The organism is Citrobacter sp. wls708 (assembly GCF_005281255.1).
Taxonomy (GTDB): Bacteria; Pseudomonadota; Gammaproteobacteria; order Enterobacterales; family Enterobacteriaceae; genus Citrobacter; species Citrobacter werkmanii.
The window spans coordinates 1-13411 of record NZ_SZXE01000008.1; the positions used below are offsets into that span (position 1 = coordinate 1).

At 49.5% G+C, this 13411-nt stretch carries 12 protein-coding genes, 1 tRNA gene and 1 rRNA gene; 3 read left to right on the forward strand and 11 right to left on the reverse strand.

Annotation, left to right across the window (positions count from 1 at the left end; all coding sequences use genetic code 11):
* Nucleotides 1-35: 35 nt before the first annotated feature.
* Together FDW97_RS02615 and rrf are read left to right on the forward strand one after the other, a co-directional pair.
* Nucleotides 36-111: transfer RNA gene (locus FDW97_RS02615), tRNA-Thr, on the forward strand.
* Nucleotides 112-149: 38 nt separating this feature from the next.
* A 5S ribosomal RNA gene (rrf, locus tag FDW97_RS02620) occupies nt 150-265 on the forward strand.
* Between the two features lie 103 nt (nt 266-368).
* On the opposite strand, the gene FDW97_RS02625 is transcribed toward rrf, so the two are convergent.
* From FDW97_RS02625 to FDW97_RS02655, 7 genes are all read right to left on the reverse strand, one after another.
* Nucleotides 369-1127 carry an amino acid ABC transporter ATP-binding protein gene (locus FDW97_RS02625; protein ID WP_038634423.1) on the reverse strand — a complete coding sequence of 253 codons (759 nt, stop codon included), beginning with the start codon at nt 1125-1127 and terminating at the stop codon, nt 369-371.
* A gap of 7 nt (nt 1128-1134) precedes the next feature.
* Nucleotides 1135-2238 (reverse strand): amino acid ABC transporter permease, encoded by a 1104-nt coding sequence (locus tag FDW97_RS02630; protein WP_038634420.1) that lies wholly within the window; start codon nt 2236-2238, stop codon nt 1135-1137.
* A gap of 9 nt (nt 2239-2247) precedes the next feature.
* Nucleotides 2248-3429, reverse strand: coding sequence for an amino acid ABC transporter permease (locus tag FDW97_RS02635; protein WP_038634418.1), 1182 nt, complete (start codon nt 3427-3429; stop codon nt 2248-2250).
* A 69-nt stretch (nt 3430-3498) separates the two neighbouring features.
* The gene (locus tag FDW97_RS02640) at nt 3499-4524 is read right to left on the reverse strand and encodes an amino acid ABC transporter substrate-binding protein (protein ID WP_087856913.1); all 1026 of its coding nucleotides are present in this window, start codon (nt 4522-4524) and stop codon (nt 3499-3501) included.
* A gap of 466 nt (nt 4525-4990) precedes the next feature.
* Nucleotides 4991-5212 (reverse strand): lipoprotein, encoded by a 222-nt coding sequence (locus tag FDW97_RS02645; RefSeq protein ID WP_003025292.1) that lies wholly within the window; start codon nt 5210-5212, stop codon nt 4991-4993.
* Between the two features lie 271 nt (nt 5213-5483).
* Nucleotides 5484-8597, reverse strand: a complete 3114-nt coding sequence (locus FDW97_RS02650) for an efflux RND transporter permease subunit (RefSeq protein WP_085048617.1) — start codon at nt 8595-8597, stop codon at nt 5484-5486.
* Between the two features lie 11 nt (nt 8598-8608).
* On the reverse strand, nt 8609-9769 hold the full coding sequence (locus FDW97_RS02655; protein ID WP_085048618.1) for an efflux RND transporter periplasmic adaptor subunit: 1161 nt from the start codon (nt 9767-9769) through the stop codon (nt 8609-8611).
* A gap of 413 nt (nt 9770-10182) precedes the next feature.
* Here FDW97_RS02655 and envR point away from each other — a divergent pair, with 413 nt between their 5' ends.
* Nucleotides 10183-10839, forward strand: a complete 657-nt coding sequence (envR, locus tag FDW97_RS02660) for an acrEF/envCD operon transcriptional regulator (RefSeq protein ID WP_137350620.1) — start codon at nt 10183-10185, stop codon at nt 10837-10839.
* A gap of 34 nt (nt 10840-10873) precedes the next feature.
* On the opposite strand, the gene FDW97_RS02665 is transcribed toward envR, so the two are convergent.
* The 4 genes from FDW97_RS02665 to dusB all read right to left on the reverse strand — a co-directional run bounded on the left by FDW97_RS02665 (nt 10874) and on the right by dusB (nt 13381).
* Nucleotides 10874-11038, reverse strand: coding sequence for a DUF2556 family protein (locus tag FDW97_RS02665; protein ID WP_032940702.1), 165 nt, complete (start codon nt 11036-11038; stop codon nt 10874-10876).
* A gap of 82 nt (nt 11039-11120) precedes the next feature.
* Nucleotides 11121-12005 (reverse strand): adenine-specific DNA-methyltransferase, encoded by an 885-nt coding sequence (gene yhdJ / locus FDW97_RS02670; RefSeq protein WP_137350696.1) that lies wholly within the window; start codon nt 12003-12005, stop codon nt 11121-11123.
* An 88-nt stretch (nt 12006-12093) separates the two neighbouring features.
* Nucleotides 12094-12390: a DNA-binding transcriptional regulator Fis gene (gene fis, locus FDW97_RS02675; protein ID WP_000462905.1), complete on the reverse strand. Its 297-nt coding sequence runs from the start codon at nt 12388-12390 to the stop codon at nt 12094-12096.
* A 25-nt stretch (nt 12391-12415) separates the two neighbouring features.
* Complete coding sequence (gene dusB, locus FDW97_RS02680; protein WP_038634395.1) at nt 12416-13381, reverse strand: tRNA dihydrouridine synthase DusB; 966 nt, start codon at nt 13379-13381, stop codon at nt 12416-12418.
* Nucleotides 13382-13411: the final 30 nt, after the last annotated feature.

A 13411-nucleotide genomic window follows, 5' to 3' on the forward strand; every position in this document is an offset into this window, starting at 1 on the left:
GAGAGTAGGGAACTGCCAGGCATCAAATTTAGTGTGCTGATATGGCTCAGTTGGTAGAGCGCACCCTTGGTAAGGGTGAGGTCCCCAGTTCGACTCTGGGTATCAGCACCAGTTTTTCGGTTAAAGTTCGGCACTTAGAAAAGAATTTGTCTGGCGGCTGTAGCGCGGTGGTCCCACCTGACCCCATGCCGAACTCAGAAGTGAAACGCCGTAGCGCCGATGGTAGTGTGGGGTCTCCCCATGCGAGAGTAGGGAACTGCCAGACATCAAATAAGTGAAAAGGCCATCCGAAAGGATGGCCTTTTTGCGTTATGTTTCTTGCTAACCCGTAGGCCCGGTAAGCGCAGGCCACCGGGCAAAACAGAAGATTAATGAATCACCTGCGACAGGAATGCCCGCGTACGTTCTGACCTGGGATTGGCAAAAAACTCATCCGGTGGTGCCTGCTCCACAATCTCGCCAAGATCCATAAAGATCACCCGGTCAGCCACTGTGCGGGCAAAGCCCATTTCATGGGTAACGCACAGCATAGTCATACCCGATTGCGCCAGACCGATCATGGTATCAAGCACCTCTTTCACCATTTCAGGATCCAGCGCTGATGTGGGTTCATCAAACAACATAATTTTAGGTTTCATACATAAAGAACGTGCAATGGCCACACGCTGCTGTTGCCCGCCAGAGATTTGCCCTGGATATTTATGCGCATGTTCAGCAATGCGAACTCGCTCAAGGTAGTGCATTGCCAACACTTCAGCCTCTTTTTTCGGCATCTTTTGCACCCAGACTGGCGCCAGCGTACAGTTTTGCAGGACCGTCAAATGAGGAAAGAGATTGAAGTGTTGAAAGACCATGCCAACTTCCTGCCTGACGCGCTCAATATTGCGAATGTCCTCATTGAGTTCAATCCCATCCACCACAATACGTCCTTGCTGATGCTCTTCCAGATGGTTAATACAACGGATAGTTGTCGATTTACCCGAGCCGGAAGGACCGCATAAGACGATACGCTCTCCTTGTTTTACCTGCAGATTGATGTTTTTCAAAACGTGGAACTGTCCGTACCATTTGTTGACGTTTTCCAGCGTAATCATCGCGTCGGTAGACGGCCTTAATAATTGGTTCATAAATTCCTCAGTGCGGTGTACGCCCGGTATTAAAACGTTTTTCCAGATGTTGGCTGTAACGCGACATACTGAAACAAAAGATCCAGTAAATCAGTGCGGCAAAAACATATCCTTCCGTCGACATACCCAGCCATGCAGGATCCACGGTTGCTTGCTGCACGCTGCTGAAGAGATCAAACAGGCCGATGATGATGACCAGACTGGTATCCTTGAACAGGGCAATAATCGTATTAACCAAACCAGGAATAACCAGCTTGAGGGCTTGGGGAAGAATGACCAATCCTTGGGTTTTCCAGTACCCCAGAGCCAGTGATTCAGCCGCTTCATACTGACCTTTTGGCAAGGCCTGTAATCCCCCACGAACCACCTCTGCAACATAGGCTGACTGGAAAAGAATGACACCGACCAGTGCCCGGATAAGCTTGTCGATACTGGTCCCCTCAGACATAAACAGAGGCAGCATGACAGAGGACATAAACAGGACGGTGATCAACGGTACGCCGCGCCAGAACTCAATAAAAATCACGGATAAAATCCGCACGACGGGCATATGAGAACGACGCCCCAATGCCAGTAGAATCCCCCACGGGAGCGCACCCGCAATACCGACGGATGCGATGATAAGCGTCAGCGTTAACCCGCCCCACTGCCGGGTTTCTACTCGCTCAAGCCCGAAAAAACCACCGTACATCAACCACCAGACCACCAAAGGATAAACGACTGCCCAAACGGCGATATAACGACCACGGTGGGGAATGGTTTTCCAGAACATGGGAACGATTGAGACCAGGCCAATCAGCAGGGCCAGATTAATGCGCCAGCGCTGATCGTGTGGGTAAAGTCCATACATGAATTGTCCGAAGCGTTCATGAATGAACACCCAGCAGGCCCCCGCTTTGGTACAGTCAGCTCGGGTAGAGCCTACCCAGTTGGCCTGAAAAAATACCCAGTTCAACAGCGGTGGAAGGAAGGACCAAATTAGCCACACGCATAGCAGCGTGAGCAGGCTATTTGACCAACTGGAGAACAGGTTTTTGCGAACCCAGAACAGACAGCGGCTTGCCGGGTTACTGCTCTGGCGCGAGGGGTGAGACAGTAGTGCTTTTGTCATCATGGCTCCTTAGCGCTCGATCAGTGCGATACGACGGTTATAAATATTCATCAGTAGAGAAATGCTCAGGCTGATGATCAGATACACCGACATCGTGATGGCAATAGTTTCAATGGCTTGTCCCGTTTGATTGAGTACCGTGCCGGCAAACAGGGAAACCATATCCGGGTAGCCAATGGCGGCAGCGAGCGATGAATTTTTAACGATATTCAGGTACTGACTGGTTAGTGGAGGAATGATGACGCGCAGCGCCTGCGGGATGATGACCTGGCGGAGCGTCACCGGATTTGGCAAACCCAGAGAGCGTGCTGCCTCATGTTGGCCATAAGGAACAGCCTGAATTCCTGCCCGAATTATTTCTGCAATAAACGCTGAGGTATACACTGAAAGCGCCAGCGTCAGAGCCGCCAGTTCAGGTATAAGCACCATGCCGCCACGAAAGTTAAAACCGCGTAGTTCGGGGATATCCCAGTGAAGTGCCGCGCCAAAAAACCACTGTGAAATCATTGGTAAGAACACGATCAACGCCAGAGCTGTGGGCCAGGTACGGCGTAACTGACCGGTTTTGATCTGGTGCATTCTGTTGAAACGGAATAGCCCGAAGGTGACAACGACGGCAATAAGGACCGCGGTACAAAAGGCAAAAAGACCTTCTCCCATTTGCGGCGCCGGAATATACAGCCCCCGGTTGCTCAGAAACATTAAATCCAGCGCGTTAACCGCCTGACGTGGGCCGGGCAGGTTACGTAATACGGCAAAATACCAAAAGAAGATCTGCAATAGCGGTGGGATATTGCGGAACGTTTCGATATAGACCGTGGAGAGCTTTCGCAATAACCAGTTATCTGACAGGCGTGCCAGCCCGAGAAAGAAACCGAGAAATGAAGCGAAGACGATACATAGTGCGGAAACTAACAGCGTATTAAGCAGACCGACCAGGAACACGCGGCCATAGGTATCGCCTTGCTCGTAATCAATCAGATGCTGGACGATACCAAATCCGGCGCTGCGATCGAGAAAAGAAAATCCCGAGGTAATACCGCGACTGCTCAGGTTATTAATCGTGTTATGAATGAGATAGACCGCAATGCTAATGACCGCAATGACGGCGAGTATTTGGAATAACCAGGCGCGGACCGCAGGGTTAGAAAAGGATAGCGATCCTTTTACGGTTGAGCGGCGATGAAGCATAAGAAAACCTCGGTAACAATGACTCTGGGCTGAGCGCCGCAGCTGCGGCGCCCGTTACATCACTTTGTATTAGCGCACTGGTGGCGCATATTGAATGCCACCGTTGTTCCAGAGGTTGTTCTGTCCACGTTTGATCTTCAATGGACTTTCCGATCCAACGTTACGTTCAAAGATCTCCGAGTAGTTACCTACTTGCTTAATAATGTTATAAGCCCATTTGTTATCAAGCTTCAGATCCTTACCATAATCCCCTTCTTTACCTAACAGATGCGCCATATCCGGCGTTGCAGGATTAGCCGCTTTTTCGTCAACGTTTTTCGAGTTAACACCCATCTCTTCCGCATTCAGCATGGCGAACAGCGTCCAGCGAACAATGGAGAACCATTCATCGTCGCCACGACGTACAACCGGGCCTAAGGGTTCTTTAGAAATCACTTCTGGCAGGACAATCCATTCTGCAGGATTGCTCAGCTTGATTCGCAGGGCGTACAACTGCGACTGGTCGGAGGCCAGCGTATCGCAACGTCCTGATTCCAGTGCCTTAGCCGATTCATCCGAGCGGTCAAAAGTGACAGGGGTGTACTTCATATTGTTGGCTTTAAAGTAGTCAGCCACGTTCAGTTCGGTATCGGTTCCTGCCTGAATACACACCGTTGCGCCATCCAGTTCTTTGGCGCTCTTCAGGCCGGCTTTATTGTGGGTAAGAAAACCAATGCCATCGTAATAGGTTACGCCAGTGAAAGACATGCCCATACCTGCATCACGAGAGGAGGTCCATGTGGTATTACGCGAGAGCATGTCGACTTCGCCCGACTGTAACGCGGTAAAACGTTCCTTGGCGGTAAGTGGGGTATATTTTACTTTGGTATCATCACCAAATACGGCGGAGGCAACGCCTCGGCATACGTCGACATCAATACCTGAAAACTTACCGTTCGCATCGGCGTAAGAGAAGCCAGGCAACCCGTCACTGATCCCGCATTGCACAAACCCTTTTTTCTTTACGGCATCAAGTGTTGCGCCGGCATGCGCCTGATTTGCAATCGCAAGGAGCACGCCGGCCGCAGCCAGGCTGGCTATTATCATCTTTTTCATAGAGCATCCTGTGTGGAGGAATTATTGTTATGAAAACGTTCTGAAAACGTCTTTTACCGGTCTGTGGCTTTGGCCATACTCTTTTAAGCAAAGGTAGTGCCAGGTTTTTGCGCACGATTATTCGGCGCAATATGCAGAGTGTAGACAGGAAAAAATAAATGCAGCGCCCTGAAGTGGTGCAAAATTGAAACGTAAGCCACATTTCAGCGCAAAAATTTTAAAATCAGACAGGACGCGTGATAACGATTTCGGACGTTAATATTGATCGCGTGAGAATAATGAAAAGAAAACGCGGTGTAACAAAAAACAGGAAAAATGCTAATTTCAAGTCGTGGATATGTGAGGGATATCTATAATAATTTTATTATTCAGTAAGAGCTATAAACCAACGTTTTGTCTTATATGTGAGTTTTATTTTATTGCTAAAAGCGCGGTAACCACCGCGCTTTAAAACCTTTAAGAAGAGTTATTTGGTCAGGGCAACTATCCCAAGCGTCAATCCGGCAACGGCGGCTGCGCCACCGGCGATGGCACCGGCTGTTTCCCAGTTATCCTGCGTGGTGCCTTTCATACAGGTATTGGTATGAACCAGGCGTCCCTGATCGTCGTATACAGGTACGCAGGGAGAATCGTGTGCACAACCGGCAAGAAACGCGGTAAGCAATGCAACGGATATTAATCTTTTCATGATGTTACCTCAAAAATAAGCGTTTCGCTAATTGAGCAAAGACAAACGCTAAGCCATCTGCGAACTCGGTCATTATTTTACCACTTCTTAAAAAAAGACTGACAGGAGGAATAATCTCAATTCATGTGGATTGTAAAAATAATGGATAAAAAGAAAGGTTGCGGGTGGGTTTGAAGGAACGACTTAAATGAAATAAATGGCTATCTTATTAATAAACAAAGAGAGAGTGTACTGATGAAAAAGGCGTCCGTAGACGCCTTTATTTTACAAATTAATCAGTGTGCCGACTAAAACGCCGTCTGACGACAACAAAGAAGACGGGAACAAAGAAGATCGCCAACAATGTTGCGGTTAGCATTCCCCCCATTACACCTGTACCGACCGCATTCTGCGCACCGCTACCCGCCCCGTGGCTGATAACCAGAGGCATAACCCCCAGAATGAAGGCCAGAGAGGTCATCAGGATAGGGCGAAGACGCATGCGGGATGCCTCCAACGTCGCTTCGATCAGTCCTTTGCCCTCTTTATCCATCAGGTCTTTGGCAAACTCGACGATCAAGATGGCGTTTTTAGCCGAGAGACCGATAGTGGTTAGCAACCCAACCTGGAAATACACGTCGTTATTCATACCACGTAGCGATGCTGCTAACAGTGCGCCAACCACGCCAAGCGGTACAACCAGCATCACCGAGAACGGAATTGACCAACTCTCATACAAAGCGGCAAGGCAAAGGAAGACAACGATGAGCGAGATGGCATACAGCGCAGGCGCCTGGTTCCCCGAGAGTCGTTCCTGATAGGACATACCCGTCCAGTCATGGCCGATACCGTTAGGCAGTTTCTCAGCCAGACTTTCCATCAGCGCCATCGCTTCACCGGTGCTTCGGCCTGGGGCCGCTTCCCCTAACAGTTCCATAGAAGGCATGCCGTTGTAACGTTCCAGACGTGGTGACCCGTAGATCCAATGTGCGGAACTGAACGTGGAGAACGGTACCATTTCGCCATTGGCGCTACGAACATACAGATTATTGATGTCTTCCGGCAACATACGGAATTTGGCATCGGCCTGTACGTACACTTTTTTCACGCGGCCACGGTCTATGAAGTCATTGACGTAATAGCCACCCAGCGCAGCGGAGATGGTTTCATTAATATCGGACAGCGAGACACCAAGGGCCTGGGCTTTTTCCTGATCAACATCCAGTTTGAACTGCGCGGTATCCTCGAGACCATTTGGACGCACGCGAACCAACAGGTCAGGATGTTTAGCAACCATGCCCAAAAGTTGGTTACGTGCTTGCGTTAACGCGGTATGTCCCAGCCCGCCCTGGTCAATCAGTTCGAAGTCGAAGCCGGTTGCGGTACCCAGTTCAACAATGGCTGGCATGTTGAAAGGGAACACTAAGCCATCACGAATCTGGCTAAACGCGCGGGTTGCTCTGGCGATAATCGATTCAACGTTATTCTCGTCGCCACTGCGTTCTTCCCAGGGCTTGAGGCTGACAAACGCCATCCCTGAGTTTTGCCCCTGTCCGCTGAAGCTAAAGCCGTTAACCGTAAAGACGCTTTCGACGTTGGCTTTCTCGTTATTCAGGTAGTAGTGGGTAACCTGATCCAGCACTTTCTGGGTTCGCTCTTGCGTTGCGCCGGCCGGAAGCTGAATCATCGTCAGGAATACGCCCTGATCTTCTTCTGGCAAGAAGGAGGTTGGAAGGCGCATAAACAACACCGCCATCCCAATCACGATAACCAGGTAGACGACCAGGTAACGCCCGGTTTTACGCACAATACCGCTGACGCTATTGGTGTAATGATTGACGCTGTGATCGAATTTGGCATTAAACCAGCCAAAGAAACCGCTTTTATTCTCGTGATGTTCCGCCGATACCGGCTTCAACAGCGTTGCACAAAGCGCGGGAGTCAGGATCAGCGCTACCAGCACTGAAAGCGCCATTGCAGAAACGATGGTGATAGAGAACTGCCGATAGATAGCCCCGGTTGAGCCGCCAAAGAAGGCCATCGGGATAAATACCGCAGACAGCACCATGGCGATACCGACCAGCGCGCCCTGAATTTGTGACATGGATTTTTCTGTCGCCTCTTTGGGCGGCAGATTATCTTCCATCATCACACGTTCCACGTTTTCCACCACCACTATCGCATCATCAACCAATAGGCCGATGGCGAGTACCATGCCGAACATCGTCAGGGTGTTTATGGAGTAGCCAAACGCGGCAAGCACGGCAAATGTGCCCAACAATACAACAGGCACGGCAATGGTTGGAATGAGCGTAGCCCGGATGTTTTGCAGGAACAAATACATCACGAGGAATACCAGTATGATTGCTTCAAACAGCGTTTTCACGACCTCATGAATGGAGATAGTGACGAACGGCGTGGTGTCATACGGGTAGACCACCTTCATTCCCTGCGGGAAGAACGGTTGCAGTTCAACCAGCTTGGCTTTGATAGCGTTAGCGGTATCCAGCGCGTTTGCGCCGGTTGCCAGTTTGATCCCGAGACCGGAGGCTGGTTTACCGTTAATACGCGCGACCACGTTGTAGTTCTCACCACCCAACTCAATACGCGCGACATCCTTCAGGTGAACAACCGAACCATCGCTGTTGACGCGTAACGTGACCTTCCCGAATTCTTCAGGATCTTTCAGGCGTGTCTGCGCGATGATTGAGGCGTTAAGCTGCTGATTAGGCAACGCAGGCGTACCGCCCAACTGACCGGCGGCAATCTGATCGTTCTGCACCTGCAACTGATTGATCACATCAACCGGTGTGAGCTGGTACTTATTCAACAAGTTTGCATCCAGCCAGATGCGCATAGCGTACTGCGCACCAAACAGCTGCACGTCACCCACACCATTCAGACGGCTGATTGAGTCTTTAACGTTCGAGGCGACGTAGTCGGAAATATCATCCTGCGTGGTTTGCGGGTTGTCAGAAACGAAACCCGCGACCATCAAAAAGCTGCTACTTGATTTCTCGACGCTGATCCCCTGCTGCTGAACTTCTTGCGGCAGTAAGGGGGTGGCGAGCTGCAGCTTGTTTTGCACCTGAACTTGCGCGATATCGGGGTCGGTACCGGACTGGAAGGTCAGCGTGATGGTCACACTCCCGGCAGAATCGCTGGTGGAGGACATATACATCAGGTTATCGATACCGTTCATATTCTGTTCGATAACCTGCGTGACGGTATCCTGCACCGTCTGCGCATCCGCACCTGGATAGGTGGCGGAAATCGATACGGCAGGGGGCGCGATGGTCGGGTACTGCGCCACGGGCAGTTGCATGATTGCCAGAGCGCCCGCCATCATCAGAATGATGGCCAGTACCCAAGCAAAGATAGGACGCCTGATAAAAAAGTTAGCCATATCCGGTTACCTTATTGGGCTTTCGTCGCAGGGGTTTCGGTATCGGCGGTTGCTTTAACCTGAACGCCAGGGCGTGCTTTCTGTAAGCCGCTCACGATAACTTTGTCACCGGGTTGCAGACCTTCGCTGATGAGCCATTTGTCGCCAATGGCTTGAGCGGCGACAACTGTCCGCGCTTCAACCTGGCTCTTGTCGTTAACGACCATCACGGTGGCATCGCCGCGTGGCGTGCGCGTTACACCCTGCTGCGGAACAAGAATGGCATTCGGTTGGACGCCTTCATCAATGCGCGCGCGCACAAACATGCCTGGCAGCAGCGTGTGCTGTGGGTTAGGGAATACGGCTCTGAGAGTGATTGATCCGGTGCTTTCATCAACCGTCACATCAGAAAATTGCAATGAGCCTTTCAGCGGATATGCCTGACCATTTTCCATCACCAGTTCGACGGTACTGCTGGCGCTGTCTTTATGCAGACTACCTTGTTCAATAGACTGCTTGAGGCGCATAAAGTCGTTACTGGACTGCGTGACGTCGACATAGATAGGATCGAGCTGTTGCACGGTAGCAAGCTCAGTTGCCTGACCATTCGTGACCAATGCGCCTTCGGTGACGTTAGATTTACCGATACGTCCGCTAATGGGCGATGTCACTTTGGTGTAGGCCAGGTTGATACGTGCGCTTTCGACCGCCGCTTTTGCCGCGATTACGGAGGCATCAGCCTGGCGGGCATCAGCAATTGCTTGATCGTACTCTTGCTGGCTGATGTACTTAGTGCCAACCAGCGGCACATAACGTTTTACCGTTAAATGCGCGATAGCGGCGGCCGCTTCGCTCTTTGCCAGTTCGCCTTTGGCGCTGTCATAGTCAGCCTGGTAAGTCGCTGGATCGATCTGATAAAGCGATTGACCGGCTTCAACATCGCTCCCCTCGGTGAAATTCCGTTTAAGTACAATTCCGCTAACCTGAGGACGGACTTCTGCAATACGGAATGCTGTGGTGCGCCCGGGTAATTCGGTCGTCACGGCTAAAGGGGCCTTTTCGACGACATGGACAGTCACCTGCGGCTCTGCGGGATGTGCTTGTGTTTCTCCCTGATCGTTACAACCGGCGAGTAATGCAGCGGAGATGATGATGAATGAGGGCAGGAGTGAAAACCTGGCATTTTTCGTCATTTCTATTCCTTAAAAAACCGAACGCTCGTTATTAACCGGGTAACAGCGGAGGTGATAACGCGCACAAGAAAAATAATAGTTGGCTATCCTACAAATTATTAGCTTGCGATGTAAGCAATACTTATTTATGGGCGGGGTTCACGGCACATAAAAGCAAAAAAAGATTAATCAGCTACCGTTTCATTGTGATATTTATAGCAACACTATGATGCTGATAAATACATCTTGAAATGATCATCTGATTGGTGAATATATTGGTTTCTGTTATTTGTTTTATCTATTCGTGTGTAATGTCCGTAATTAAATACTTTAGCCCTCGTCTAAATAAACGCTAAGTGATACATTTGTTCCAGATAGAAAATATTAGATAAGAAAGTTAATCATTCTCTACTCCAATCCAGATAGTCGGAATCATGGCCAGAAAAACGAAAGCGGATGCCCTCAAAACGCGACAGCACCTGATGGAAACGGCGATTGTACAGTTTGCCGCACGTGGCGTAAGTAATACGACGCTAAACGACATAGCGGATGCCGCCAATGTGACGCGGGGTGCACTTTATTGGCATTTCGAAAATAAAACTCAATTGTTTAATGAGCTATGGTTACAACAACCTCCCTTACGCGATCTTATTCAGGACAGGCTTATTGGTCGTTGGGGGGATAACCCTTTACAGCGGTTGCGTGAAAAATTTGTGGTGGGATTACAATATATTGCTGAGAACCCTCGCCAGCAGGCATTAATGCAGATTTTATATCATAAATGCGAATTCCATAAAGATATGATATCAGAGCAGGCCATTCGTGATAAAATAGGTCTCAGCCACCAAAGCATTCGCGATTCTCTCCAACGGTGCGTAGATGAAAATTTGATTGCCACCAGTCTGGATTTAGACGTCATCATAATTATTTTGCATGGTAGCTTTAGCGGAATAATAAAAAACTGGCTAATGAATCCAGAGAGTTATGATCTTTATGGGCAAGCACCAGCATTAGTTGATAATGTATTAAAAATGTTAAGTCCGGATGGCTGTGTAATGCAATTAATACAGAGTGAAAACCAGGTTGGGTAGTTTAGCCGCCAGGGCCTGACGGCTGTCGACGGTGCTAGTCGAGATCGGCGCAGTTGACCAGCTTTAGAGGATTCACTGAGTTCATATTCCGGCACTTGTCGTGCTCTGTCGTCATCAGTTCTATCCACTGGATGAGCAGCGCATCAAAAAGAAAAACGAAGACCGCAAAAACAACCAGCCACCAATACTTGCGAATCATTGCTAAATCCTGTGTATTCATGCCCAAGCGTGCAGGGAATATACACGAAATCAGTAAGCTGAAAAGCAGACTTACAATGCTTTTACTTTGCCGAAAGAGCGCCATTGTTTGCCGTTAATCGGCTCTTTTTGGACAGGTTTTTTGTCTTACGTTTTTTCACTTTTGCAAGTTCAGTCTCTGAAAAATGAGAACCAATACTCAGTCTTCTGAGCCCCATTTTTACGTATTCATCATTGATTTCAATACCGACAAATTTGCGACCTAATTCGACTGCGGTGGCGCCGGTTGTAAAGCTGCCGGCGAACGGATCGAGCACTTTGTCATCCGGGTTGGAGGAAGCCAGAATGATCCGTTCCAGGAGGGCTTTGGGTTTTTGAGTGGGGTGATTTTCGTATTCATCCATCAGATAGCGAACGCGGGGAAAATCCCAGACATTTCCAGGTACTTTTTTCTGATTGTAAGGCTGGGGCGGATTCTTTCTGTAGTCTATTAGCGCACGTTTAGCGCCCGTTTTGGCTTCAACCAGAATATCATCACGGTTAAATGTGTAGTTTTTCTGATCTTTTACCATCATCAGGATAGGTTCATACATCGAACCAAAGTAGTTTTTAGCCTGTACCCCTGAGCTATCATATGACCACACGATACGGCTTTTGATGGTAAAAAGCTGGCGACATTTGAGGTCGATGTACGGCATGTTCTCCGTACTGTTCATGATGTACATGCTACCGTGTGGTTTGAGAATACGATGGCACTCGTCGATACACTCAAACAGCCACGCCAGAAAGGTCTCTTCGTCCCAGGATTCCACCATCCCGTCAAAGTCTTTGCCGATGTTATAAGGTGGGTCGGCAAAAATGAGATCGATGCTTTCAGCGGGTAGCTTTTTTAGCTCGGTCAGCGCATCACCCAGGATTATCTTTTTAGATTCATCGCCAAAATAGACAGGTTCACCTCTTGCGTTCATCGCCAAAGCCTCCCGTGTGACATTAATAAAAAAGGCGCTTCCCCATGCCGAGTAGCGCCTTTTAAAACAAACATTTAACTGATTAGTATCAGTTCATGCCGTATTTTTTCAGTTTTTTACGCAGCGTACCACGGTTGATGCCCATCATCAGGGCAGCACGGGTCTGGTTGCCGCGGGTGTATTGCATCACCATGTCCAACAGGGGCTGTTCTACTTCAGCCAGTACCAGCTCATAGAGATCATTAACGTCTTGACCGTTCAATTGAGCAAAATAGTTCTTCAGTGCCTGTTTAACCGAGTCACGCAGGGGCTTTTGAGTTACCTGGTCCTGAGAGTTAACGGTAGAAACGGTCAGTACGTCAGAATTTACGCGTTGTTCGAACATAGTTCTGTCAGCTCTTTATTTCTGTTTACGCAAAATTTTCGAAGTATGCCTCCAACGCCGCCAGCTGTTCGCTGGAATCTTCAATGGCGTTGAATGTGCGCCGAAACTGGTCATCCGGAGCGTGTTCCTGGAGATACCAGGATACGTGTTTACGCGCAATTCGGTACCCTTTTGCATGACCATAAAAGTCGTGCAGTTCCCGAACATGCGCACAAAGCAAGCGCTTCACCTCTGCCAGTGGCAGCGGGGGCAGCAGCTCCCCAGTGTCCAGATAATGCTGGATTTCCCGAAAGATCCAGGGTCTTCCCTGAGCAGCACGGCCTATCATCAGGGCATCCGCCCCCGTATAGTCGAGTACAGCTCTGGCTTTAAGCGGGTCAGTAATGTCGCCATTCGCGATAATCGGAATGGAAACTTTCTGCTTAACTGCCCGAATACTGTCGTACTCAGCATCTCCATTGAACAAACAGGCGCGGGTGCGTCCATGAATGGTCAGAGCCTGAATGCCACAGTCTTCAGCCAGTTGGGCAATCTCTACGCAGTTACGGTGTTCCGGAGCCCAGCCGGTGCGAATCTTGAGTGTGACAGGAACGTCCACTGCATTGACGACCTCGGTTAGTATTGATTTCACTAAATCCGGGTACTGCAAGAGGGCTGAACCTGCGAGCTTGCGATTCACTTTTTTAGCCGGACACCCCATATTGATATCAATAATCTGGGCGCCGCTTTCCACGTTAATACGTGCGGCATCGGCCATCTCAACAGGATCGCTACCGGCAATTTGCACCGTGCGAATTCCTGGTTCGTCAACGTGCACCATCCGTAAACGAGACTTGTCGCTTTCCCAAACCTGCGGGTTAGAAGACATCATCTCGGATACCGTCAATCCGGCTCCCATCTCATAGCACAGCGTCCTGAATGGTCTGTCAGTGATGCCAGCCATAGGTGCTGCGATCAGGCGATTTCTGAGCTGGTGTTGTCCGATGCGCATGAGTTAAGAAATGACCATACTGTGACTGCA